Origin of the sequence: Brevundimonas sp. (genome assembly GCF_032017145.1) — a bacterium.
GTDB lineage: Bacteria > Pseudomonadota > Alphaproteobacteria > Caulobacterales > Caulobacteraceae > Brevundimonas.
This window is the reverse complement of record NZ_DALZQC010000056.1, coordinates 1-21,018: the sequence shown is the minus strand read 5'-3', so window position 1 is coordinate 21,018 and position 21,018 is coordinate 1. Positions and strand designations below refer to the sequence as shown.

Below are 21,018 nucleotides of genomic sequence, written 5' to 3'. Positions count from 1 at the left end.
GCCGCGCCCGCCCTGGCCCAGCCGGCCGCCGCGGCGCGCGTGAACCGGACCATCGCCGATGTGGGCTCGGCCTTCTACCGCTTCGAACGGCTGTCGGTGACGTCCGAGGACGGGGCGCGGGTCTATCGCGTGTGGATCGCCACGCCGAAGAGGCCGGCGCCCGCCGGCGGCTATCCGGTCGCCTGGCTGCTGGACGGCGACGCCGCCCTGGCCCGGATCGACGACGGGCTGCTGGCGCGGCTGGACGCAGGCGACCCGCCGGTCATCGTCACCATCGGCTATGAGGGGGACCGCCAGTTCGACGTCCTGGCGCGGGCCTTCGACTATACGCCCCCGCTCTTGGACGGCCCGGCGCTCGATCCGGCCGGGCGGCCGGGCGGCGGGGCCGACGCCTTCCTGACCCTGTTGCAGGATCGGATCGCGCCGGAGGTGGCCCGGCGTGTCGCGGTCGATCCGGCGCGCAGCCTGATCTGGGGCCACTCCTATGGCGGGCTGTGCGTGCTGCACGCGGCGCTGACGCGGCCCGACGCCTATCGCGCCTTCGTCGCGGCCAGCCCGTCCCTATGGTGGGGCTATGGCGCGGTGCTGAAGGAGGCGCCGCCCTTTCTGGCGCGGTCTTCGCGGCCCGACCTGGTCCTGACCCTGCTGGTGGGCGAGGACGAGGTGCGGGGGCGCGGCTCGCGACCGCACACCCATCCGATGTGGACCTCGGTTCCCGCAGGCGCGACGCATGACCTGGCGGCCCAACTGGCGGGGGCGGGGGTCGATGTTCGGTTCGGCGAGCTGCCGGGCCAGGGCCACGGCGGAATGCTGGCCGCCTCGCTGATCCCGACCCTTCTGTCCCTGGCCGGCGTCGCCCCGGCGCCGGGAGAGCCCCTGTGATGACCGACCCGACGCCCTCCATCCTGTCGCGCCGTTCGGCCCTGCTGGCGCTGGGAGGCCTGTCCCTGCTGGCGGCTTGCGGGTCGCCCGAGACGGCGGCGACGGCGTCCGCGCTGAAGGACCTGCGCGACCGGCCGGTCCGCCCCCTGACGCCGGGCCAGAAGATCAGCATCGACGACGGCCGCTATCTGATCGCCCTGGCCCTGATCCATCCCGATCCCGTATCCCTGCTGGCGGCCTGGAGCGGCGACGTGAACCGGATCAGCCCGGACATGTACAGGGCCTATGTCGAGAAGTTCCCGGCCCTGGCGACCCTGCCCAAGATTCCCCGCTCGGGCGAGCCGTTCAATCTGGAGGCCGTGCTGGCCGCCCAGCCGGCGACAGCGGTCGTCTCGGTCGAGTCCGGCCCCAGCGACGAACAGGCGGGCCAGTTGCAGGCGGCAGGCGTGCCGGTGGCCTTCATCGACTTCTTCAACCACCCGTTCGAGAACCAGGCCCGCAGCCTTGCCCTGCTGGGCGCCCTGATCGGACGCGGTGAACAGGCGGCCGCGTTCAACGCCTTCAAGACGGCGCGGCTGGACGCCATCTCGGCCAAGGTGGCGACCGTGCCGATGGATCGGCGGCCGACGGTCTTTCTGGAACCGCACGCCATGATCACGCCCGACTGCTGCAACTCGCCGGGGCGGGGCAATGTCGGCGACTACATCGCCTTCGTCGGCGGGCGCAACATCGGCGCCGACGTCCTGACCGCCCCGACGGGCAAGCTGAACCTGGAATATGTGATCCAGCGCGACCCCGACGTCTATATCGCCACCGGCGGCCCGCATCTGGCCAAGGCCGGCGGCTTTGTCGTCGGGCCGGACTTCACGCCCGAACAGTCGCAGGCGGGCCTGCGTCGCGTGACCGGCCGCCCCGGAGTATCGACGCTGAAGGCGGTGCGTCAGGGCCGGGCGCACGGCCTGTCGCACCAGCTTATCAACTCGCCCATCGACATCGTGGCCACCGAAATTCTGGCCAAGTGGATCCATCCCGAACTGTTCGCCGACCTGAACCCGCGCGCCACCCTGGACCAGATCAACCAGCAGTTCCTCGCCGTGCCCTATCGCGGCGACTACTGGGCCGACCTGACGCCCGCCTGACCCATCCCCCAAAGACCGAAGAAGGACTATGCCGATGACCTCCGTCCGTTTCGCCGCCGCTGCGGCCGCCGCCCTGCTGGCGTCCGTCGCCGCGCCGGCCCTGGCCCGCACAACCGCCCTGACCCCGCCCGCCGCCAGCGCCGGCGCCCCCGTCCCCGCCATCCTCAAGTCGGTGAAGGTCGAGCCGGGCGGCCTTTATGAAATCGTCTTCAACCCGGCCGACAGCAACATCCTGATCGCCGCCGTCGGTCCGCGCGGCGAGACGCGCGGCGCCATCGCCCGCCTGAACGCCGATCTGACGCCGGGCCAGTCCATCGACGTCTCGGCCAATCCGCTCTACGGCCTGGGCTTCAACAGCCGCACCCAGACGCTTTACGGCACGGCGACGCGCTCCGGCTCGGTCGGGGTCGTCGATATCCGAACCGGCCGCCTGGTCGCCACCATCAAGGACGGCGACGACGATTCCGCCCACGTCCGCGAGGTCATCGTCGATGAAACCCGCAACAAGGCCTATGTCACCGTCGTCGGCGGCGAGGCGAACGACGCCAGCCGCCCGAACCAGATCTGGGTCGTCGATGGCGCGACCAACGCCATCGAGCGCAAGATCGCAGCGCCCGTAGGCGGCCTGACCGGCGCCGCGCTGGATGCGCGGAACAACCGCCTGTTCGTGACGGGCATGAGCTCCAACGACATCGGCGTCATCGACCTGGCGACCGGCCAGTCGGTCGCAACCTGGCCGACCGGCAGCGAAAAGCCCACCAATGTCGCCTTCGACGCGGCGGGGGGCCGCCTGTTCATCGCCAGCCAGGGCACCGGCGACCTCACCGTCATGAACGCCGCGGACGGCGCGGTGATCAAGAAGGTGCCGACGGGAGAGGGCGCGCTCAGCGTCGCCTACAACCCCCGTAACGATCAGGTCTATGTCGCCAATCGACAGGCGGGTACGGTGACGGTGGTGGGCGGCGCCGACTACGCCGTGCTGGCCAACCTCCAGACCGGCACCTTCCCTCAGACCATCGCCATCGATCCGGCCACCAACGCCGTCTATGTGACCAACAAGGCGCGGGGCCTGCCGCGCAACGCCCCGGCCGGCGCCCCTGTCCCGGTCGATCCGGCGGGCGACACCGTCACCCTGATCCGGCCGTGACGACAAGCCGGGCGGCGGTCTCGCCTTCGCTGGACTGGAACGGCGACAACGGGCGGCGCTGGGTCGAGAACCAGAACCGGTTGGACCGGATGCTGGCGGCCTATGGCGCGGCCCTGGCGCGCGCCGCCGCCCCGGCCCTGGGGGACCATGTGCTGGACGTCGGCTGCGGGGCCGGGGCGACGACTTTCGACATGGCCGCCCGCGTCGGTCCATCGGGGCGTGTGGTGGGAGTGGACATCTCGGCGCCCCTGATCGGGCGCGCCCTGGACCTCGCCGCGTCGCAGGGCGGCGAGGCGGTGGAGTTTCGTCTGGCCGACGCCGCCCGGGCGGACTTCACGCCCGAGTTCGACCGGATCGTTTCGCGCTTCGGCGTGATGTTCTTCGACGATCCGGTCGCGGCCTTCGCCAATCTGAAGCGCGCGCTGAAGCCGGACGGACGGCTGGTCTTCGTCTGCTGGCGCGGCGCGGCCGAGAACGACTGGACCCGCCTGCCGATGGCCGCCATCCGCCATATCGCGCCGGCTCCAGCCCCGGCCGATCCCGAGGCGCCCGGACCCTTCTCGTTCGGCGACCGCGATCGGATCGCGCGCATTCTGATCGACGCCGGTTATTCCGACATCGACATATGGCCGTTCGACAGCCCGGTCCACTTCGGCGTGGGCGACACGGCCGACGCCGCCCTGGACGATGCTGTCGATCACGCGATCCGCGTCGGGCCGCTGGAGCGGGCGTTGAGGGGTGTCTCGGGCGCGGTGCGGGATCAGGCCCTGGCGGCGGTGCGGCTGGCCTTTGCGGGCAAGCTTCGCCCCGATGGCGTCTGGATCGACGGGGCCGCCTGGATCGTCAGCGCGCGTCCAGTTTAAAGCACGTCGTCCACCATCACCTGGATCTGGCCCCGCGCGCAGGGTTCGACCCGGGCGCGCACCTGCCAGACATCGGCCAGGACGGCGGGGGTGACGGCCTCATGCGGCGCGCCCTCGATCTGCACCCGGCCGTTCGCCAGCACCACGATCCGGTCCGAGACGCGGGCGGCGGCCTGCAGGTCGTGCAGCACCATCACCACCACCGCCCCGTTCTCGCGTGCATAGTCGCGGACCAGGTGAAACACCTCCAGCTGATGCCGCAGGTCCAGGGCGCTGGTCGGTTCGTCCAGCAGCAGGACGCGCGGCTGGCGCACCATGGCCTGGGCCAGGCCCGCGATCTGACGCTGGCCGCCCGACAGCCGGTCCAGCCGTTTCAACGCCAGATCGACCGCCCCGACCCGCTCCAGCGCCGCCAGGGCGCGGACCTCGGCCTGGGCCGAACCGGCGGCGGACGGCGAGGCCTCCAGCGCCGCGATCACCGTCTCCAACACCGTCAGGGCCACGTCCTGCGGCAAGGTCTGGGGCATATAGGCGACATGGCGCGCGCGCTCGGCGATGGACATCCGATTCAGGTCCAGCCCGTCCAGCATGACCCGGCCCGCCGCCGGCGTCAGGCCCGCGACGGCGCGCATCAAGGTGGTCTTGCCCGCCCCGTTCGGACCGATCAGCGACACGACCTGGCCTGCCGCCAGCGACTGCAGGGCCACATCCGACAGGATGGTCCGCTCGCCGTAACGGGCGGTCAGATGCTCGACGACCAGGCTCACCCCCGCGCTCCGCTGCGGAAGATCAGAATCAGGAAGGCCGGCACGCCGATCACCGCCGTGACCACGCCCACCGGCAACAGGGCGCCCGGAACCAGCACCTTGGACGCCGCCGACGCCAGGGACATCAACAGCGCCCCGCTCAGCACGCTGGCGGGCAGATAGAGGCGATGATCCTCGCCCACCAGCAGTCGCGCGATATGCGGCCCGACCAGACCGACGAAGCCCACTACGCCGACAAAGGCCACGGCGGCGGCCGACAGCAGGCTGGCGCGCAACAGGGAAAAGAAGCGCAACCGCCCCACATCGACCCCGGCGCTCAAGGCCCGATCCTCGCCCAGCCGCAGCGCCGTCAGCGCCCGCGCCGCCGCCCAGGAGAAGGGCAGGGTCAGGGCCACCACCGCCGCCAGCACGGCGACCGAGCGCCAGCTGGCCCGCGACAGTGACCCCATGGTCCAGAACACGAGCTGCTGCAACGCCTCCTGCGAGGCGACGAACTGCACCAGGGCGGTCAGGGAGTTGAAGGCGAAGACCAGGGCGATGCCGAACAGGACGATGCTCTGCACGCCGCCACGCCGCGCCCGCGCCAGGGCCTGCAACAGCAGCACGGAGCCGAAGGCGAAGACGAAGGCGTTCAGCGCCACCACCCCGTCCGCCGGCACGAACGGCAGGCCCAGCCGCAGCACGATGGCCAGGGACGCCCCAAACGAGGCGGCGGACGACACCCCCAGCGTGAAGGGGCTGGCCAGGGGGTTGTTCAGCACCGTCTGCATCTCCGCCCCCGACAGGGCCAGGGCCGCCCCGACCAGGATCGCCGTCAGGGCGTAGGGCAGGCGGATCTGCCACACGATGGCGGCCTCCGCCGGGCTCAGCAGGTCGGGCCGCACGATGCCGGTCACGATCCGCCAGGCGGACAGGCCGGACGGCCCGGTCGCCGCATCCAGGCACAGCGCCGCCACGCAGGCGACCGCCAGCCCCGCCAGCAACAGCCGACGACGAAGGCGCAGGCGACGGTGCTGGCTCAGAACCTGAAGCGCGGCGGGAGAGGCGGGAAGGGTCGCAGTCATGATAAGATTGCGTCGCATTACATTATCGCGCCGCGATAGGCTAGGAAGGGCTCATGACCGACGCCGCCCCTTCCGCCTGGACGCCCTGGACCGCACCGGAATGGCGAACGCGCTCGCTGATCGGGCCGGAAGGGCGGACGATGGACCTGATGCTGGCCCTGCCGCGGGGCGAGGCGTCTCCCGGCGGCTGGCCATTGCTGCTGGCGCTCGACGGCGATCGGTTCTTCGCGGCCCTGGCCGGCGCCTCGGCGGCCCTGTCGCAGCGCACGGAAAAGACCGGCGTGGCGCCGATGGCCGTCGCCGCCCTGGCGCATCGGCCGGCGGCGGGCGCGCCTGAGGATCAGCGCGCGCGTGACTTCACCCGCAGCGCCTGTCCCGATCCGCGTCTGTCGCGTCCGTCAGGCGGCGGCGACGCCTTCCAGCGTCTGATCGCGGATCATGTCCTGCCGATGCTGGCGGAGGCTGCGCCGCTGAACCGTGCGCGCGCCACCCTGTTCGGCCACTCTCTGGGCGGCCTGTTCGTGCTGGAGACGCTTCTGGCCGACCCGACCCTGTTCGCCCGCTGGGTCGCCGTCAGCCCGTCGCTGTGGTGGTCGACGCCCTCGCCGGAGATCGCCACGCCCGACCTGCTGATCGGCTGTGGCGAGGCCGAGGCGGGGCGCGACATGCGCGACCGCATCGCCGGTTGGGCGGCGGCGAAACCCGATGGCGCGATATTGAAACAGGCCCCCGCCGCCGACCACGGCTCGGCGCCGTTCGCCCTGATCCCGGACATCCTGCGCCACGCCAGCGGCGCGCCGGCGTAGGGGGCGTCAGGCGTCGCGACGCCAGGCGGCGACAAAGGCCCGCGCGTTGCGGCCGATCTGCTCCGCGTCCTGGCCCGGCTTGAACACGGCCGAACCGATGCCGAAGCCCGAGGCGCCGGCTGCGCGCCAGCCGTCCATGCTGTCGGGATCGACCCCGCCCACGGCATAGACGCGCGTCCCGGCCGGCAGGACGACGCGAACGGCCTTCATGCCCGCCGGGCCCGCCATTTCGGCGGGGAACAGCTTCAGCGCATCGGCCCCGGCGTCCAGCGCCACGAAGGCTTCGGACGGGGTGAAGAAGCCGGGCAGGGAAAGCAGGCCCAGCGCCTTGGTCTGGCGGATCACCTCGGCGTTGGTGTTGGGCGAGATGACCAGCTGGCCACCCGCCTCCGCCACCTGTCGTGCGGCCTCGACGCTCAGCACCGTGCCGGCGCCGACCAGGGCGCGACCGTCCAGGGCGGCGCGCAAGCGGCGGATGCTCTCCAGCGGTTCAGGCGAGTTCAGCGGCACTTCCAGACAGGCGAAGCCCGCGGCGACGATCGCCTCGCCCACCTCCACCGCCTCGTCCGGCGTGAGCCCGCGCAGAATGGCGATCAGCGGCAGGGCGTCCAGGCTTTCGATGGCGACAGGGATCATCGGGATGCGACCTCGTGAATGCGCCACAGCCCTCGGGCCGTGGCGGCGGCTCCGTCCGCCGTGCGGACATCGTGAAAACCACCCAGGGCGAGGGCGGCGGCGTAGCGACCGCACAGGGCGTCGGCCCCGATCAGAACCACCGGGCGGTCGGCAATGGCGGACTGGGCGGCGACCTCGGCCCCGATCAGCAGGCCGGACAGATAGTCCGCCGCCGCCGTGGTCGTCAGCCGCCCGGCCAGACCCTCGATCCTGACCGAGAACAGGGCGGCGGTGATCACCGGATCGGCCAGTGCGCGACCGACCCCCGCGGCGAAGGCGTCGTCGTCCACGCCCGGCTCACCCATGTCGGCGCCCAGGATCGTCCCCTTGCGGATGGCGGCAAACAGTTCGCCAGTCATGAAGGTGCGGAAATCGACGATGCGTCCGGCCTGGGTTTCGATCCATTTGCTGTGCGTGCCAGGGCCGACCACCACGGCGTCGGAGGGCGCGTCCAGGCCCATGACCTGCGTCTCCTCTCCCCGCATCACATCGTGCAGCCGACCGTCGCGATAGGCGGCGACGCCGGGGATCAGGGCGACGAAGGCGGCGTCGTCGGGCCGCTCCACCGCACGCGCCAGTTCCTGGAGACCGGCGGGGCAGGGGGCATAGGCCATCTCGCGCCACCTGCCCCGGGCGCCCGCCATGCCGCCGACCATCACCGGCAGGCCGTCGCTCAGCCAGTCGCCGGCGACCTCTTGCAGCACCGGACGGAACTGATCGCGGGTCAGGCCGCCGGCGCCGCGCGGATCGGATCGGCTGTCCAGCACCGCGCCGCCTTCGGCGATCCGCATGACGCGCAGATTGCTGGTGCCCCAATCGACGCCGATCAGGCGCGGCCCGCTCACCTCACCACCAGATCGTATAGACGACGATCAGGAAGGCCACGACGCCCACGGCCGCCAGGTTGAAGCCCAAAGAGGTGCGATAGCTGATCTGGTCCAGCTTGATCTTCATCGCGTCGGGCTTGGCCGGAACCAGCAGCGATACGATCACCGCCGCGATCAGGGACACGACGAAGACGACGCCGACCCGGTTCATGAAGGGGAAGATGAACTGCCCCGTCTCCTGCAGCCACCAGAAGACGGCCGACAGCGCCACCGAACCGATGGCGGCGGTCAGGGCCCCCGCCTCGGACGCGCGCTTCCAGAACAGGCCCAGCATGAAGATGACGACGATGCCGGGGGTGAAGAAGCCGGTGAACTCCTGAATGAACTGGAACGCCTGATCGAAGCCGCCAAGCAGCGGGCGGGCGGTCAGGATGCCGATGATCACGGCGGCGACGGCGGCGATGCGGCCGACCGTGACCAGCTGATGCTCGGGCGTGTCCTTTCGGATCTTGGCGTAGAGATCCAGGGTGAAGATGGTCGAGATCGAGTTCACCTTGGACGCCAGCGAGGCGATGATGGCCGCGATCAGGGCGGCGAAGACCAGTCCTTTCAGACCCACGGGCAGCAGGTTCATCATGGTCGGATAGGCCTGATCCGGCGCGGCCAGATTGGGGGCCAGGATCAGCGCCGCCATGCCCGGCAGCACCACGATCACCGGCATCAGCAGCTTCAGATAGGCGGCGAAGGCGATGCCCTTTTGCGCTTCCGGCAGCGACTTGGCGGCCAACGCCCGCTGGATGATGTACTGGTTGAAACCCCAGTAGCTGATGTTCATGACCCACAGCCCGCCCAGCAGAACGGCGATGCCGGGCAGTTCCTGATAGTGCGGATTGTCCTTGGACAGGATCATGTCGAACTTGTCCGGGAACTCGGTCAGCAGGGTATGGAAGCCCGCCACGGCGCCGCCCGCGCCGCCGATGGTCGATAGGGCGATGAAGCCGATGATCAGACCGCCGCAGACCAGCAGGGCCACCTGCACGATGTCGGTCAGGGCCACGGCCTTCAGCCCGCCCCACAACTGATAGGCCAGGGCGAAGACGCCGATGGCGACGATGGCGTAGTCCTGGTTGAAGCCGGTGACGGTGTGGACGGCGATGGCGCCCAGCCACAGGATCGAGGTCACGTTCACGAAGACGTAGAGCAGCAGCCAGAACACCGCCATCACATTGCGGATCGTCGGCCCGTACCGCTGCTGCAGGAACTGCGGCATGGTGACGATCTCGTTCCTCAGGAAGATCGGCAGGAAGAACTTGCCCACGATCAACAACGTCAGCGCCGCCATCCATTCATAGGAGGCGATGCCCAGGCCGATGACATAGCCCGAACCGCTCATGCCGATGATCTGTTCGGCAGAGATGTTGGCCGCGATCAGGGACGCGCCGATGGCCCACCACGGCAGGCTCTTGGACGCCATGAAATAGTCGGTGGAGGTCTTCTGCTCGCCGCTCTTGCTTCGCGACACCCACTGGGCCAGGCCGAAGATGAAGACGGCGTAGATGGCCAGGATCGCCAGATCGATGCCCGCGAGCGACATGGTGCGTATTCCCCCTGCGCCCTGAAATCGAGCGTTCGAACGCAGCCTATGTCAGCGCTGACATTCCCGCAACGGGATTTTATATATGCGCTGAAGTTTTATCTGCGGTAATGTGGCGACCCTGGCGCTGGATTTCAGGCCCGACATGGGCGAGCGTGCGACGCCCCCGTTTCATACAGGATCACCATGACGGACCTGCCTCTCGACGACGAGCGAAAATACCGGGCCCCTGCGCTGGAAAAGGGGCTGGACGTGCTGGAGCTGTTGTCGGCCCAGGGGCAGGCCATGACGCCGTCGCAGATGTCGGTCACGCTGGGTCGGTCGGTCAGCGAACTGTTCCGCATGATCCAGGTGCTGGAGTTTCGCGGCTATATCGAACAGTCCTCGGACGGCTACAGCCTGACCAACCGCCTGTTCACCCTGGGCATGACCCAGGCGCCGATCAAGTCGCTGGCCGATGTCGCCCTGCCCGCGATGCGGGACCTGGCCGCCGACACCCTGCAGTCCTGCCATCTGGTGGTGCCTTCGGGAGACCAGATCGTGGTGATCGCCCGTATCGAGAGCCCCGGCGACCTGGGGTATTCGGTGCGGATCGGCTATCGCCGCAGCATCCTGCACGCCACCTCGGGCCTGATGTTCTATTCGCGCGCCAACGATCAGGCGCGCGCGCATCTGAAGGCCCGCCTTGTCGCCCAACACGGGCCAGAGGCGGTCGAGGCCTTCATCGAACGCGCCTTGGCCATGACCCAGGGCGATCATGTCGAACGGGCCAGCGATTTCGTGAAGGGCGTCACCGATCTGGTGGCGCCGATCATGGGGGCGGACGGCGTGATCGCCACACTGATCACCCCCTTTATCGAACAGACGCCGATGCTGTGCACCAAGGACGAGGCGGCCGCCCGGCTGGTGGGCGCCGCTTCGGTCATCTCGGCTCAGATGAGCGCGGTTTCTCAGGCGTGATCGAACCCCGTTGACACCGGCGTCTGCCGCCGTCATTTTCGCTGACAGTAACGACTTTCATTTGTGAAATATCGCTGGCCGGCCCCTCGGGGCGGGTGTCGGGAGCCGCGTGAACGCTGATGGCCGCCATCTATCCAGACCTGAAGGACAAGGTCGTCGTCGTCACGGGCGGCGCCGGCGGCATCGGCGCGGCCATCGTTCGCGCGTTTCACGCCCAGGGCGCGCGCGTCGGCTTGCTCGACATCGACACGGCGCGCGGCGAGGCCATGGCGGCCGAGCTGGGCGACGGCGCCCGGTTCGTCGCCTGCGACCTGACCGACATTCCCGCGCTGAAGGCGGCCATCCAGACGGTCCGCGACGCCTTCGGCCCCATCGACATCCTGATCAACAACGCCGCCCACGACGAGCGCCACGAGACGCTGGACGTCACCGAGGACTATTGGGACGGCCGTATGGCCGTGAACCTGAAGCACCAGTTCTTCGCCGCACAGGCCGTGCTGCCGGACATGAAGGCGACGGGCAAGGGCGCGATCGTCAATCTGGGCTCCACCTCCTGGGTCATCGGCCAGGGCGGCATGGCGGCCTATACGGCGTGCAAGTCGGCGGTGATCGGCCTGACCCGCTCGCTGGCGCGTGATTTCGGCGGCTTCGGCGTGCGGGTGAACGCCGTCGCGCCCGGCTGGATCATGACCGAGCGCCAGCTGGAGCTGTGGGTCACGCCGGAGACCGAGAAGGACATCTACGCCAACCAGTGTCTGAAGCGCCGGCTCGTGCCTGACGACATCGCCCGGGTCGTCGTCTTCATGAGCTCGGACGAGGCAGGCGCGATCACCAATCAACACTATGTCGTCGACGGCGGCTGGACCTGAATGACCGACACTTCAAAGCCCAAGAAGCCGCTCCGCAGCCGCGCCTGGTTCGACAACCCCGACAACCCGGACATGACGGCGCTGTATCTGGAGCGCTATCTGAACTACGGCCTGACGCGCAAGGAACTGCAGTCCGGCAAGCCGATCATCGGCATCGCCCAGACCGGCTCGGACCTGTCGCCGTGCAACCGCCACCACCTGGTCCTGGCCGAGCGGGTCCGCGAGGGTATCCGCGAAGCCGGCGGCATCGCCATGGAGTTTCCTGTCCATCCGATCCAGGAAACCGGCAAACGCCCGACGGCCGGCCTTGACCGCAACCTGGCCTATCTGGGTCTGGTCGAGAGCCTGTACGGCTATCCGCTGGACGGCGTCGTCCTGACCATCGGCTGCGACAAGACCACGCCCGCCTGCCTGATGGCCGCCGCCACCGTGGACATTCCTGCCATCGCCCTGTCGGTCGGCCCCATGCTGAACGGCTGGCACAAGGGCGAGCGCACCGGGTCCGGCACCATCATCTGGAAGGCGCGTCAGATGATGGCGGCCGGGGAGATCGACTATGACGGCTTCATCGAACTGGTGGCCTCGTCGGCGCCGTCGGTCGGCTATTGCAACACCATGGGCACGGCGACGACGATGAACTCGCTGGCCGAGGCCCTGGGCATGTCGCTGCCCGGATCGGCCGCCATTCCGGCGCCCTATCGCGAGCGCGCCCAGGCGGCCTACGAAACTGGCCTGCGGATCGTGGAGATGGTGCGCGAGGATCTGAAGCCGTCCGACATCCTGACCAAGGACGCCTTCCACAACGCCATCGTCGTCAACTCCGCCATCGGCGGCTCGACCAACGCCCCCATCCACCTGACGGCGCTGGCCCGCCACGCCCACGTGGACGTGCCGCTTCAGGACTGGCAGACCGAGGGGCTGCACGTGCCGCTGCTGGTCAACCTCCAACCGGCCGGCGAGTATCTGGGCGAGGATTACTTCCACGCCGGCGGCGTGCCCGCCGTGGTGTCGGAACTGATGAAACAGGGGCTGATCCGCGAAGACGCCCTGACGGTCACCGGCAAGACCATGGGCGAAAACTGCAAGGGCGCAGAGATCGTTCTGCCCGACGTCATCAAGACCTTCGACGCCCCGATGAAGGCCGACGCCGGCTTCGTCGTCTTCACCGGAAACCTGTTCAACTCGGCCATCATGAAGCTGAGCGTGATCAGCCCTGAGTTCCGCGAACGCTATCTGTCCAACCCCGACGACCCGAACGCCTTCGAAGGTCCGGCCGTCGTGTTCGACGGGCCAGAAGATTACCACCACCGCATCGACGACGAGAGCCTGGGCGTCACCGAACAGACCCTGCTGTTCATGCGCGGCGCCGGTCCCATCGGCTATCCGGGTGCGGCCGAGGTCGTGAATATGCGGCCGCCGGCATACCTGATAAAAAAAGGCGTCAGCGCCCTGGCCTGTATCGGCGACGGGCGTCAGTCGGGCACCTCCGGCTCGCCCTCCATCCTGAACGCCTCGCCGGAAGCGGCGGCCGGCGGCAACATCGCCCTGTTGAAGACCGGCGACCGGGTGCGTATCGACCTGAACACCGGCCGCGCCGACATCCTGATCTCTGATCAGGAACTGGCCGAACGTCGCCAGGCGTTCGAGGCGGCGGGCGGCTACAGCTATCCCGCCTCCCAGACGCCCTGGCAGGAGATGCAGCGCGCCGTGGTCGGGCAGTTGGAGACCGGCGCCGTGCTGGAGCCGGCGGTCAAATACCACCGCATCGTCGACACCCTGGGCCTGCCGCGCGACAACCACTAGACCGGTGTCGGCGTCCCGTGCTTCGACCGGCGCGAACGATGGAGTTCCAAGCCCATGAGCAGCAACACGCCCGAACTCGTCTGGGATATCCAGGCGGAACTGGCCGAAGGCCCGGTCTGGGATGTCGAGCGCCAGGTGTTGTGGTTCGTCGATATCAAGGGCCGCAAGCTGCACCGCTATACGCCGACGACGGGCGAAAAACGGTCCTGGGACACGCCTGACCAGACCGGATTCGCCCTGCCGGCCGAGGACGGGTCGCTGGTCTGCGGCGTGCGCGGCGGCCTGTATCGCTTCCATCCCGACGAAGGCGATTTCTCGCGCTTTCAGCCGGTGGAAGAGGACCGACCGCAGAACCGGCTGAACGACGGCTTCGTGGCGCCCGACGGCTCGCTGTGGTTCGGTTCGATGGACGACAGCGAACAGGTCGAGAGCGGGGCCCTCTATCGCTGGTTCCGGGGCGAGTTGACGCGCCACGACGACGGTTATGGGGTCACCAACGGCCCCTGCCTCAGCCCGGACGCCCGAACCCTCTATCACCACGACACGGTGAAGAAGACGATCCTGGCCTTCGACCATGAGGCGGGCGTCCTGTCGAACCGCCGCGTCTTCGCCATGACCGAGGAGGGCTATGCCGACGGCCCCAGCATGGACGCCGACGGGGTGCTGCATGTCGGCCTGTTCAACGGCTGGGGGGTGGCGCGTTTCGCGCCCGACGGCGCGCCGTTGGCCAAGATCGAGACGCCGGTTCAGACGGTGACCAAGGCGGCCTTCGGCGGGCCTGATCTGCGCGACCTCTATATGACCACGGCCTGGCTTGGGAATGCGGACAAGCGCGCCGAACAACCGACCCTGGGCGGGCTTTATCGCGTCCGTGTCGAGACGCCCGGCCTGGCGCCCCATCGGATACGCCTGTGATCGTCCTTGAGGTCGGGGACTGGCGCGCGACGGTGGCGCCGGAACGGGGCGGGGCGATGCTGGGCCTGGATTGGCGGGGCCTTCCGGTGTTTCGGCCGACGCCGGAAGGGTCGAGCGACATTCTGGAAACGGCCTGTTTTCCGCTCGTTCCCTACGCCAACCGCATCGCGGACGGCCGGTTCGCGTTCGGCGGGCGGTCCGTCCGGCTGACCCCGCTGGAGCGGTTCGCCCCCCACGCCCTGCATGGCGACGGGTGGCTTTCATCCTGGACGGTGACGCGCCAGACGCCTGAAGCGGTCGAGATGACCCTGGACTGGCCGGGCGATCCTGACGGCTGGCCCTGGCCCTGGCGCGCGCATCAGCAGGTTTCGCTGGCGCCAGAAGGGCTGACGATCACCCTGGCCGTCACCAATACGGGCGACGAGTCCATGCCGGCGGGCCTGGGCCTGCACCCCTATTTCCATCGATCCGCCGATGCGGTTCTGACGCTGAACGCCACCGGAGTCTGGGCGACCGACGACCGGGCGATACCGCATCGCCTGGTCCAGCCGGGCGCGGTCGCCGATTGGTCCGGGGGGCGGGCCTTGAACGCCGCGCCCTTCGTGGATCACGCCTATGCGGGGTGGGACGGCGCCGCCGTCCTGCACGGCGCCGACCGGCGCATCATCCTATCGTCCGAAGCCCCGGCGCGATGGGTGCAGGTTTACGCCCCGGTCGGGGCCGACTTCGTATGCGTGGAACCTGTCACCCACCGTCCCGACGCTCATAACGCCCCGAGGGACGAGGACCACGGCCTGACCGTTCTGGCGCCGGGACAGACCTTGTCGCTGGCCATGCAGGTTCGGGCCGAAGCGGTCTGACGCCACGCCCCAGGCCGATCATCCGGCCCGGGGCGACGTCTTCGATCAGCGGCGGACGCGGCTTTCCAATTCGCCGATGCGGCGGGTCAGATAGGCGGTGTCGTCCGACGACGGGTTGGTGCGGCTGTAGGCGGCTTCCAGGCGCGTCAGGTCGCCCAGTTGCACTCGGATATCGGCGGCGTCTGCCCGAGTGACGGCGCCCGCGCGCTCCGCCGCCGTCACGCTGGTTTCCAGGTTCGCCAGGCGTGTGCGGGCGGGCAGGGCCGTGGTCGGGGTCTGGCCGGCCGGACCGTCGCCGATGCGCAAATCCAACGCATCCAGGCGCGCGTCAAGATCGGCGCGCTCGGTCGCATTGATCGAGCCGTCGGCCTTGTAGCGGTTCTCGACCTGGATCAGGGCCTGATAGTCGGTCTTCAGGCGCGTGGCCTCCGTGCGGGTGATGCGGCGCGCCGTGACGGCCGCATCCACACGCGCGTCGAAGGCGGCGCGCCCTTCCGCCACCGTGCTGACTTCGCCATAGCCCGCCGCGCCCGAGTCCAGCGTCTGGGTCAGCGCGGTGTAGCGGGCGTTCAGATCGGCGCGTTCCTGGGCCGAAATGCCGTCGGCGGCGTAGCGGTTCTCCAGATCGACCAGTGCGGTGTAGTCAGCCCTCAACCGCGTGGCGGCCGAGGCGGACACAGTGCCCGCTCTCACCCCGGCGTCGACGCGTCCGGTGAACTGGGTCTGGCCGTCACGCAGGGGGCGACCCCCGCGCAGCCAGGCCTGGTCCATGGCCGACAGGCCCAGCCGGTCCCCGAACAGGGCGCCGACGACGGCGCCCAGTCGATCCTGATTGGTGGGCGTCTGGGCCGAGGCGGCGCCGGCCGTCAGCGTCAGGGCCAGGGCGGTGGCGCCGGCCAGCGTCAGACGGGTCGGAACGGTGCGGGAAGAGGTCATGATGGATAGCCTTCGTATTCTGTTTCGAGCCGAAAGAACGACGGTCGGCGCGCTTGGTTGCCGCCGAACCGGCCGCCGCCGCTAGCATCCACCCGTCCACTTCCCTTATGAGAGGGCCGTTGCCCCGTGACCGGACCGTTCTGACGCCATGACCCAATCGCCGCCCCGCATCGGGGGCCAGGACGTCGAAAGCTGGGGCGATCCCGACGATCCCATCGTGCTGCTGATCGGCCGGCCCGCCGCCCTGTTCGGCGATTGGCGGCGGTCGGTGCGCGCGCTGACGGAGGCCGGCCGCCACGTTCTGATCGCCCCCGCCTTCGATGGGGCGGACGATCCGACGGGCCGGCTTCGGCGCCTCCTGACCGATCTGCCGTCCCGTCCCGCCCTGATCTGCGCCGGGGACAGCCTGCCCGCCGTAATCCCGGCGCTGCAGGTCACCGGGGCGGCCCTGGCCAGTTGTCTGGTGATTTCGGCCTCAGATGCGGCGGTTCAGCCGCCACCGGGCCCGGCGGCGCTCGACCTGCCGGTCTGGGTCATGGCCCGCGACGACGGCGCCGGTCCCGGCGAGGTTGAGGATGCTCTGATCGGCTTTCTGGAACGTCATGCCCCGCGCGAGGCGCTGCATTATCACGCCGGGTCCGACCCGCGCACCCTGCGCGACGCCCTGGGCTGTTTCGCGACCGGGGTGACGGTGGTCACCACCCTGGACGAGGCGGGCCAGCCCATCGGCCTGACCGCCAACTCCTTTTCCTCGGTGTCGCTGGACCCGCCGCTGATCCTGTTCTGCCTGGCCCGGTCGTCGGCCAATGTGGAGCGGTTCCGTCAGGCGGCGCATTTCGCCATCAATGTCCTGCACATCGGTCAGCAACCGACGTCGGGCGCCTTCGCCCGACCCGGCGACCGGTTCCAGGACGTGGCGTGGGAGGCGTGGGACACCGGCGCCCCCATCCTGTCGGGCGCCCTGGCCAGTTTCGAATGCGCCACCGACCAGATTGTGGAGGCGGGCGACCATCTGGTCTTCATCGGCCGCGTCACCCGCGCCCGGTTCGAGCCGCGCCGCGATCCCCTGCTTTATTTCCGGGGCAAGTATCGCCGACTGCACTTCTCCTGATCCGGTCGGTTCGCTATCTGTCCTTCCAAGATCAAACAGGAAACCGCCATGTCGTCCGCCGATCCCGTCGTCATCGTCTCCTACGCCCGCACCCCGATGGGCGGTTTCCAGGGCGCGCTGTCGGACGCCAAGTCCACCGACCTGGGCGCCGTGGCGGTGAAGGCGGCGCTGGAACGGGCCGGTCTGGACGCCGCCAAGGTCGAGCAGATCATCATGGGCTGCGTCCTGCCCGCCGGTCTGGGCCAGGCTCCGGCGCGCCAGGCGGGCATGGGCGCGGGCCTGCCCGTCTCGGCCGAGGCGACCACCATCAACAAGATGTGCGGCTCGGGCATGCAGGCGGCGATGATGGCGCATGACGCCCTGGCCGCCGGTTCCGCCGACGTCATCGTGGCGGGCGGCATGGAGTCCATGACCAACGCCCCCTATCTGATGCAGAAGCACCGGGGCGGCGCCCGCATCGGCCACGACGTCATTTCCGACAGCATGTATCTGGACGGGCTGGAGGACGCCTACACCCCCGGCAAGCTGATGGGCCAGTTCGCCGAGGACACGGCTAGAGATTACCAATTTACCCGCGAACAAATGGACGCCTACGCCGTCGCCAGCGTCGAACGCGCTAAAGCGGCCCAAGGCTCGGGCGCCTTCGATAGCGAGATCACGCCGGTCGAGGTCAAGACGCGCAAGGGCCCCATCGTCGTCGACCGCGATGAACAGCCGACCAAGTCCGACCCGTCCAAGATCCCCAATCTGAAGCCTGCCTTCGGCAAGGACGGCGCCATCACCGCCGCTTCCGCCGCCTCGATCTCGGACGGCGCCGCCGCCCTGGTCATGATGCGCCAATCGACGGCCCAGGCCCTGGGCCTGACGCCGGTCGCCCGCGTGGTCAGCCAGGCCGCCCACGCTCATGAGCCGCACCTGTTCACCACCGCCCCCGTCTTCGCCCTGCAAAAGGCGCTGAAGAAGGCGGGCTGGAGCGCCGACGACGTCGATCTGTGGGAGGTCAACGAGGCCTTCGCCATCGTGCCGATGATCGCCATGCAGGAACTGGGCATCCCCCACGACAAGATCAACGTCAACGGCGGCGCCTGCGCCCTGGGTCATCCGCTCGGCGCCTCCGGCGCCCGCGTCCTGACCACCCTCCTGTCCGCCCTGAAGGCCCACGGCAAAACCCGCGGCATGGCGGCCCTGTGCATCGGCGGCGGCGAAGCGACGGCGATGGGCGTGGAGTTGGTTTAGGGCGCCTCAGAAGTCAGCGGCATTGCTCAGGTGCTCAAGAGGAACCTTGTAGAGATCCTTATCCATCGAAGCGCCTTTCTCAAGGGATTGGCGCACCTTCTCAGTTCGTCGACGGGCGGTAATCAACCAGTACCTGGCGTCCATCACACGTGTCACGAGCTCGGTACTCGGCAGGTCGAACAATGGGACGCTACAGAGCAGGTCGATGCACTCGTCTAAGTCTTCTTCGGTGGCGCTGACATTCCCAAGCGCGAACGTCGTATTGGCGTTTCTCGTCATCTTAGAATGCGCTCGTCTGACAGCTTCATAGGAGCGCGACAGCACGGCGCGAACAGCTGTAATCTTTGCTTCGGCAGCGTCTTTCTCTCGGGCGATATGCTCTCTGTTTTGTCTGGAGAAAATTGCAAATGCTGCCCAAACTGCAGCTATGCTTCCAACAGCTTGAACCCAGTCCGTGGTAGTCGTCCAATCGACAGTCATGCGGCGTTTCCCCGTTTATCAATTCGGAGGTGCGGATCGCACAGCTATTGTAAACTGGTGGTTGCGAAGGGATGGGGCTTTCTGGGGATAAGTTCTCGGCATACCCTATGTCACAATCGGCATTTTGAACTTAGATAATCCTGCTGGGCAGGCGAGTTGCCTAAGCCGCGAACGCCGCCCGGATAGGTTGCACCGTCTGGTCAGGGCGTTTGACCGGCAGGTCGAAGCTGACCACCGTGCCGACGCCCGGCTGGCTTTCCATCGACAACTGGCCGCCGTGCATTTCGATCAGGGATTTGGTCAGGGCCAGGCCCAGGCCGGTGCCTTGGGTGGTCTTGGAATGCTGGCCCTCGACCTGTTCGAACGGGCGGGCCAGACGGACCAGATCTTCGGGGGCGATGCCGATGCCGGTGTCGGCGCAGGCGACGCGGATGCGCCCCTCGCCCGCCGGTCCCTGGAACGGTTGCAGCGACACGACGATGGACCCGCCCTCGGGCGTGAACTTCACCGCGTTGGAGATCAGGTTCAGCATCACCTGTTTGACGCCGCGCTGATCGGCCTCGATGTCGGGCAGGTCGCCGCCCTCGACGGCGATCTTCAGCCCCGCGTCCTGAACCTTGCCGCGCATCAGGCGCACGGCGTCCTCGCACACCGCCTGCAACGACACAGGTTCGTAGTGCAGGGTCATCTTGCCGGCCTCGATCTTGGCCATGTCCAGCACGTCGTTGATCAGGCTGAGCAGATGCTGGCCCGATTTCAGGATGTCGGCGGCGTAGCCCTTGTATTTCTCGTTCAGCGGCCCGAACAGCTCGCTGGCCATGATCTCCGAGAAACCGTTGATGGCGTTCAGCGGGGTCCGCAACTCGTGGCTCATATTGGCCAGGAACTCGGACTTGGCCTGGTTGGCGGCCTCGGCCCGGGTCATGGCGACCTCGTACTTCCGGGCCAGCAGCGACAGCTTCTCCTGGCTGGATTCCAACTGATCGACCGTGGCGCGCAGGTCGTCGGCGGCGCGACGGCGCTCGGCCTCCTCGCGCTTGATGGCGGTGATGTCGGCGGCGGTCACGACCGAGCCGCCCTCGGAGGTGAAACGTTCCGACAGCTGCAGCCAGCGCCCGTCGTGCAGTTCGACCTCGCGCAGGCCCGCCCGGCCGCCGGCCGGCGGGTGCTCGGCCTTGATGGCCAGGGCGGCGATGCGGTTCAACTCGTCCTTCAGCGCGCCGCGCCGCACCACGCCGTGGTCGAAGCCGAAGGCGTCCTCGAACGCCTGGTTCCACAGGATCAGCCGACCCTGACGGTCGAACAGGACGAAGGCCTCGGAAATGCTTTCCACCCCGTCGCGCAGGCGGCTCTCGGCGGCCTGGGCGGCGGCCCTGGCGCGACGGGCCTCGGTGATGTCCAGCGCCACGCCCAGAATGGCCGTAAAGCCTGTGTCGCCGCGCGGGCCGCGCGCCTGGCCCCGCGCGTCGATCCAGCGCGTGCGCCCGTCCGCGCCGGGCACGGGGAAGGTGATCTCGAAGGCGCCATAGGCCGCCGCCTGACGCAGGGCGTGGCGGAAATCCTCATGAAAGCGAGGATGGATACGGGTGATCACCTCTTCCGCCTCGGCCACGCCGCCGCGTTGGAAGCCCAGCAGGGTCGCCATATAGTCCGACAGGGACACCTCGCCCTTGGCCAGGTCCCATTCCCACACGCCGCATCGCGCGGCCTCCACGGCGATGCGGAACCGCTTTTCGGTGGCGATCCGCTCGCGGTGCTGGCGATTTCGGCGCAGGCCGTAAAGGCCGAACAGACCTATGACCGCCAGGCCCAGCAGCAGCGGCGCCCCGATCAGCCAGGCGTCGTCCATCATTCCCGCCGTCGCATCGTCCGACACCGCCACGACATAGGGGCCCTGCGCGCCGGCCCGCGCCGTCGCCGTCAGCCGGGCCTGTCCGCCGATGGACAGGGGGGCGGGCGCGCTAAGGGGGGCAAGCGCCGCGATGTCCGCGCCGATCAGGGCGCGGATCGGCTGGCCGATCTCGGCGGCGCGGGGCGACGCCAGAACCACGCCCGCGGGCGAGACGATCCGCATGCCCTTCGCT

20 protein-coding genes are annotated in these 21,018 nt (G+C 68.9%); 12 read left to right on the top strand and 8 right to left on the bottom strand.

Translation table 11 applies throughout. The annotated features are described in order from the left end of the window. The 4 genes from RTU05_RS10705 to RTU05_RS10690 all read left to right on the top strand — a co-directional run. A partial coding sequence (locus tag RTU05_RS10705) for an alpha/beta hydrolase-fold protein (protein ID WP_312598126.1) occupies positions 1-882 on the top strand: 882 nt, incomplete at its 5' end. Continuing rightward, positions 882-2,021 carry an ABC transporter substrate-binding protein gene (locus tag RTU05_RS10700; RefSeq protein WP_312598124.1) on the top strand — a complete coding sequence of 380 codons (1,140 nt, stop codon included), beginning with the start codon at positions 882-884 and terminating at the stop codon, positions 2,019-2,021. The genes RTU05_RS10705 and RTU05_RS10700, both read left to right, overlap by 1 nt. Positions 2,022-2,055: 34 nt before the next feature. Next, a complete protein-coding gene (locus tag RTU05_RS10695; RefSeq protein ID WP_312598122.1) occupies positions 2,056-3,168 on the top strand; it encodes a YncE family protein in 1,113 nt (370 codons plus the stop codon). Beyond that, the gene (locus tag RTU05_RS10690) at positions 3,165-4,031 is read left to right on the top strand and encodes a class I SAM-dependent methyltransferase (protein ID WP_312598120.1); all 867 of its coding nucleotides are present in this window, start codon (positions 3,165-3,167) and stop codon (positions 4,029-4,031) included. Before RTU05_RS10695 ends, RTU05_RS10690 begins: the two co-directional genes overlap by 4 nt. Here the strand turns inward: RTU05_RS10690 and RTU05_RS10685 are convergent. Beyond that, positions 4,028-4,798 carry an ABC transporter ATP-binding protein gene (locus tag RTU05_RS10685; RefSeq protein ID WP_312598118.1) on the bottom strand — a complete coding sequence of 257 codons (771 nt, stop codon included), beginning with the start codon at positions 4,796-4,798 and terminating at the stop codon, positions 4,028-4,030. The genes RTU05_RS10690 and RTU05_RS10685 overlap by 4 nt on opposite strands. Then, positions 4,795-5,862, bottom strand: coding sequence for an iron ABC transporter permease (locus RTU05_RS10680; RefSeq protein WP_312598116.1), 1,068 nt, complete (start codon positions 5,860-5,862; stop codon positions 4,795-4,797). Before RTU05_RS10680 ends, RTU05_RS10685 begins: the two co-directional genes overlap by 4 nt. Positions 5,863-5,915: 53 nt before the next feature. Here RTU05_RS10680 and RTU05_RS10675 point away from each other — a divergent pair, with 53 nt between their 5' ends. Next, entirely contained in the window at positions 5,916-6,668 is a 753-nt protein-coding gene (locus tag RTU05_RS10675) for an alpha/beta hydrolase-fold protein (protein WP_312598114.1), read from the top strand. Between the two features lie 6 nt (positions 6,669-6,674). Here the strand turns inward: RTU05_RS10675 and RTU05_RS10670 are convergent, their stop codons facing one another. The 3 genes from RTU05_RS10670 to RTU05_RS10660 are packed head-to-tail and all read right to left on the bottom strand — an operon-like array spanning position 6,675 to position 9,764. After that, on the bottom strand, positions 6,675-7,304 hold the full coding sequence (locus RTU05_RS10670) for a 2-dehydro-3-deoxy-6-phosphogalactonate aldolase (RefSeq protein WP_312598112.1): 630 nt from the start codon (positions 7,302-7,304) through the stop codon (positions 6,675-6,677). Beyond that, a complete protein-coding gene (locus tag RTU05_RS10665) occupies positions 7,301-8,188 on the bottom strand; it encodes a 2-dehydro-3-deoxygalactonokinase (RefSeq protein ID WP_312598110.1) in 888 nt (295 codons plus the stop codon). Before RTU05_RS10665 ends, RTU05_RS10670 begins: the two co-directional genes overlap by 4 nt. A gap of 1 nt (position 8,189) precedes the next feature. Beyond that, positions 8,190-9,764, bottom strand: coding sequence for a sodium/sugar symporter (locus RTU05_RS10660; protein WP_312598108.1), 1,575 nt, complete (start codon positions 9,762-9,764; stop codon positions 8,190-8,192). A 186-nt stretch (positions 9,765-9,950) separates the two neighbouring features. Between RTU05_RS10660 and RTU05_RS10655 the strand changes: the two genes are divergently transcribed. The 5 genes from RTU05_RS10655 (at position 9,951) to RTU05_RS10635 (ending at position 15,171) form a co-directional block, all read left to right on the top strand. Further along, positions 9,951-10,724: a helix-turn-helix domain-containing protein gene (locus tag RTU05_RS10655; protein ID WP_312598106.1), complete on the top strand. Its 774-nt coding sequence runs from the start codon at positions 9,951-9,953 to the stop codon at positions 10,722-10,724. A 119-nt stretch (positions 10,725-10,843) separates the two neighbouring features. Further along, complete coding sequence (locus RTU05_RS10650) at positions 10,844-11,593, top strand: SDR family oxidoreductase (RefSeq protein ID WP_312598104.1); 750 nt, start codon at positions 10,844-10,846, stop codon at positions 11,591-11,593. Continuing rightward, positions 11,594-13,396 (top strand): IlvD/Edd family dehydratase, encoded by a 1,803-nt coding sequence (locus RTU05_RS10645; RefSeq protein ID WP_312598101.1) that lies wholly within the window; start codon positions 11,594-11,596, stop codon positions 13,394-13,396. A gap of 54 nt (positions 13,397-13,450) precedes the next feature. Continuing rightward, positions 13,451-14,311, top strand: a complete 861-nt coding sequence (locus tag RTU05_RS10640) for an SMP-30/gluconolactonase/LRE family protein (protein WP_312598099.1) — start codon at positions 13,451-13,453, stop codon at positions 14,309-14,311. After that, complete coding sequence (locus RTU05_RS10635) at positions 14,308-15,171, top strand: aldose 1-epimerase (protein WP_312598098.1); 864 nt, start codon at positions 14,308-14,310, stop codon at positions 15,169-15,171. Before RTU05_RS10640 ends, RTU05_RS10635 begins: the two co-directional genes overlap by 4 nt. Positions 15,172-15,216: 45 nt before the next feature. Here the strand turns inward: RTU05_RS10635 and RTU05_RS10630 are convergent, their stop codons facing one another. After that, positions 15,217-16,107, bottom strand: coding sequence for a hypothetical protein (locus RTU05_RS10630; RefSeq protein WP_312598097.1), 891 nt, complete (start codon positions 16,105-16,107; stop codon positions 15,217-15,219). Positions 16,108-16,255: 148 nt separating this feature from the next. Here RTU05_RS10630 and RTU05_RS10625 point away from each other — a divergent pair, with 148 nt between their 5' ends. Together RTU05_RS10625 and RTU05_RS10620 are read left to right on the top strand one after the other, a co-directional pair. Next, positions 16,256-17,218, top strand: a complete 963-nt coding sequence (locus RTU05_RS10625) for a flavin reductase family protein (protein ID WP_312598096.1) — start codon at positions 16,256-16,258, stop codon at positions 17,216-17,218. A 48-nt stretch (positions 17,219-17,266) separates the two neighbouring features. Continuing rightward, the gene (locus RTU05_RS10620) at positions 17,267-18,454 is read left to right on the top strand and encodes an acetyl-CoA C-acyltransferase (RefSeq protein WP_312598094.1); all 1,188 of its coding nucleotides are present in this window, start codon (positions 17,267-17,269) and stop codon (positions 18,452-18,454) included. A 6-nt stretch (positions 18,455-18,460) separates the two neighbouring features. Here RTU05_RS10620 and RTU05_RS10615 read toward each other — a convergent pair whose 3' ends face one another. Next, on the bottom strand, positions 18,461-18,934 hold the full coding sequence (locus RTU05_RS10615) for a hypothetical protein (RefSeq protein ID WP_312598092.1): 474 nt from the start codon (positions 18,932-18,934) through the stop codon (positions 18,461-18,463). 160 nt (positions 18,935-19,094) lie between these two features. Then, positions 19,095-21,018: ATP-binding protein (locus RTU05_RS10610; RefSeq protein WP_312598091.1), on the bottom strand; the 1,924-nt coding region annotated here is incomplete at its 5' end.

Coding starts and splice junctions, on each gene's coding strand:
- RTU05_RS10700 (WP_312598124.1), top strand. CDS start 882: ATGACCGACCCGACGCCCTCCATCCTGTCGCGCCGTTCGGCCCTGCTG.
- RTU05_RS10695 (WP_312598122.1), top strand. CDS start 2,056: ATGACCTCCGTCCGTTTCGCCGCCGCTGCGGCCGCCGCCCTGCTGGCG.
- RTU05_RS10680 (WP_312598116.1), bottom strand. CDS start 5,862: ATGACTGCGACCCTTCCCGCCTCTCCCGCCGCGCTTCAGGTTCTGAGC.
- RTU05_RS10675 (WP_312598114.1), top strand. CDS start 5,916: ATGACCGACGCCGCCCCTTCCGCCTGGACGCCCTGGACCGCACCGGAA.
- RTU05_RS10670 (WP_312598112.1), bottom strand. CDS start 7,304: ATGATCCCTGTCGCCATCGAAAGCCTGGACGCCCTGCCGCTGATCGCC.
- RTU05_RS10660 (WP_312598108.1), bottom strand. CDS start 9,764: ATGTCGCTCGCGGGCATCGATCTGGCGATCCTGGCCATCTACGCCGTC.
- RTU05_RS10655 (WP_312598106.1), top strand. CDS start 9,951: ATGACGGACCTGCCTCTCGACGACGAGCGAAAATACCGGGCCCCTGCG.
- RTU05_RS10650 (WP_312598104.1), top strand. CDS start 10,844: ATGGCCGCCATCTATCCAGACCTGAAGGACAAGGTCGTCGTCGTCACG.
- RTU05_RS10645 (WP_312598101.1), top strand. CDS start 11,594: ATGACCGACACTTCAAAGCCCAAGAAGCCGCTCCGCAGCCGCGCCTGG.
- RTU05_RS10640 (WP_312598099.1), top strand. CDS start 13,451: ATGAGCAGCAACACGCCCGAACTCGTCTGGGATATCCAGGCGGAACTG.
- RTU05_RS10630 (WP_312598097.1), bottom strand. CDS start 16,107: ATGACCTCTTCCCGCACCGTTCCGACCCGTCTGACGCTGGCCGGCGCC.
- RTU05_RS10625 (WP_312598096.1), top strand. CDS start 16,256: ATGACCCAATCGCCGCCCCGCATCGGGGGCCAGGACGTCGAAAGCTGG.
- RTU05_RS10620 (WP_312598094.1), top strand. CDS start 17,267: ATGTCGTCCGCCGATCCCGTCGTCATCGTCTCCTACGCCCGCACCCCG.
- RTU05_RS10615 (WP_312598092.1), bottom strand. CDS start 18,934: ATGACTGTCGATTGGACGACTACCACGGACTGGGTTCAAGCTGTTGGA.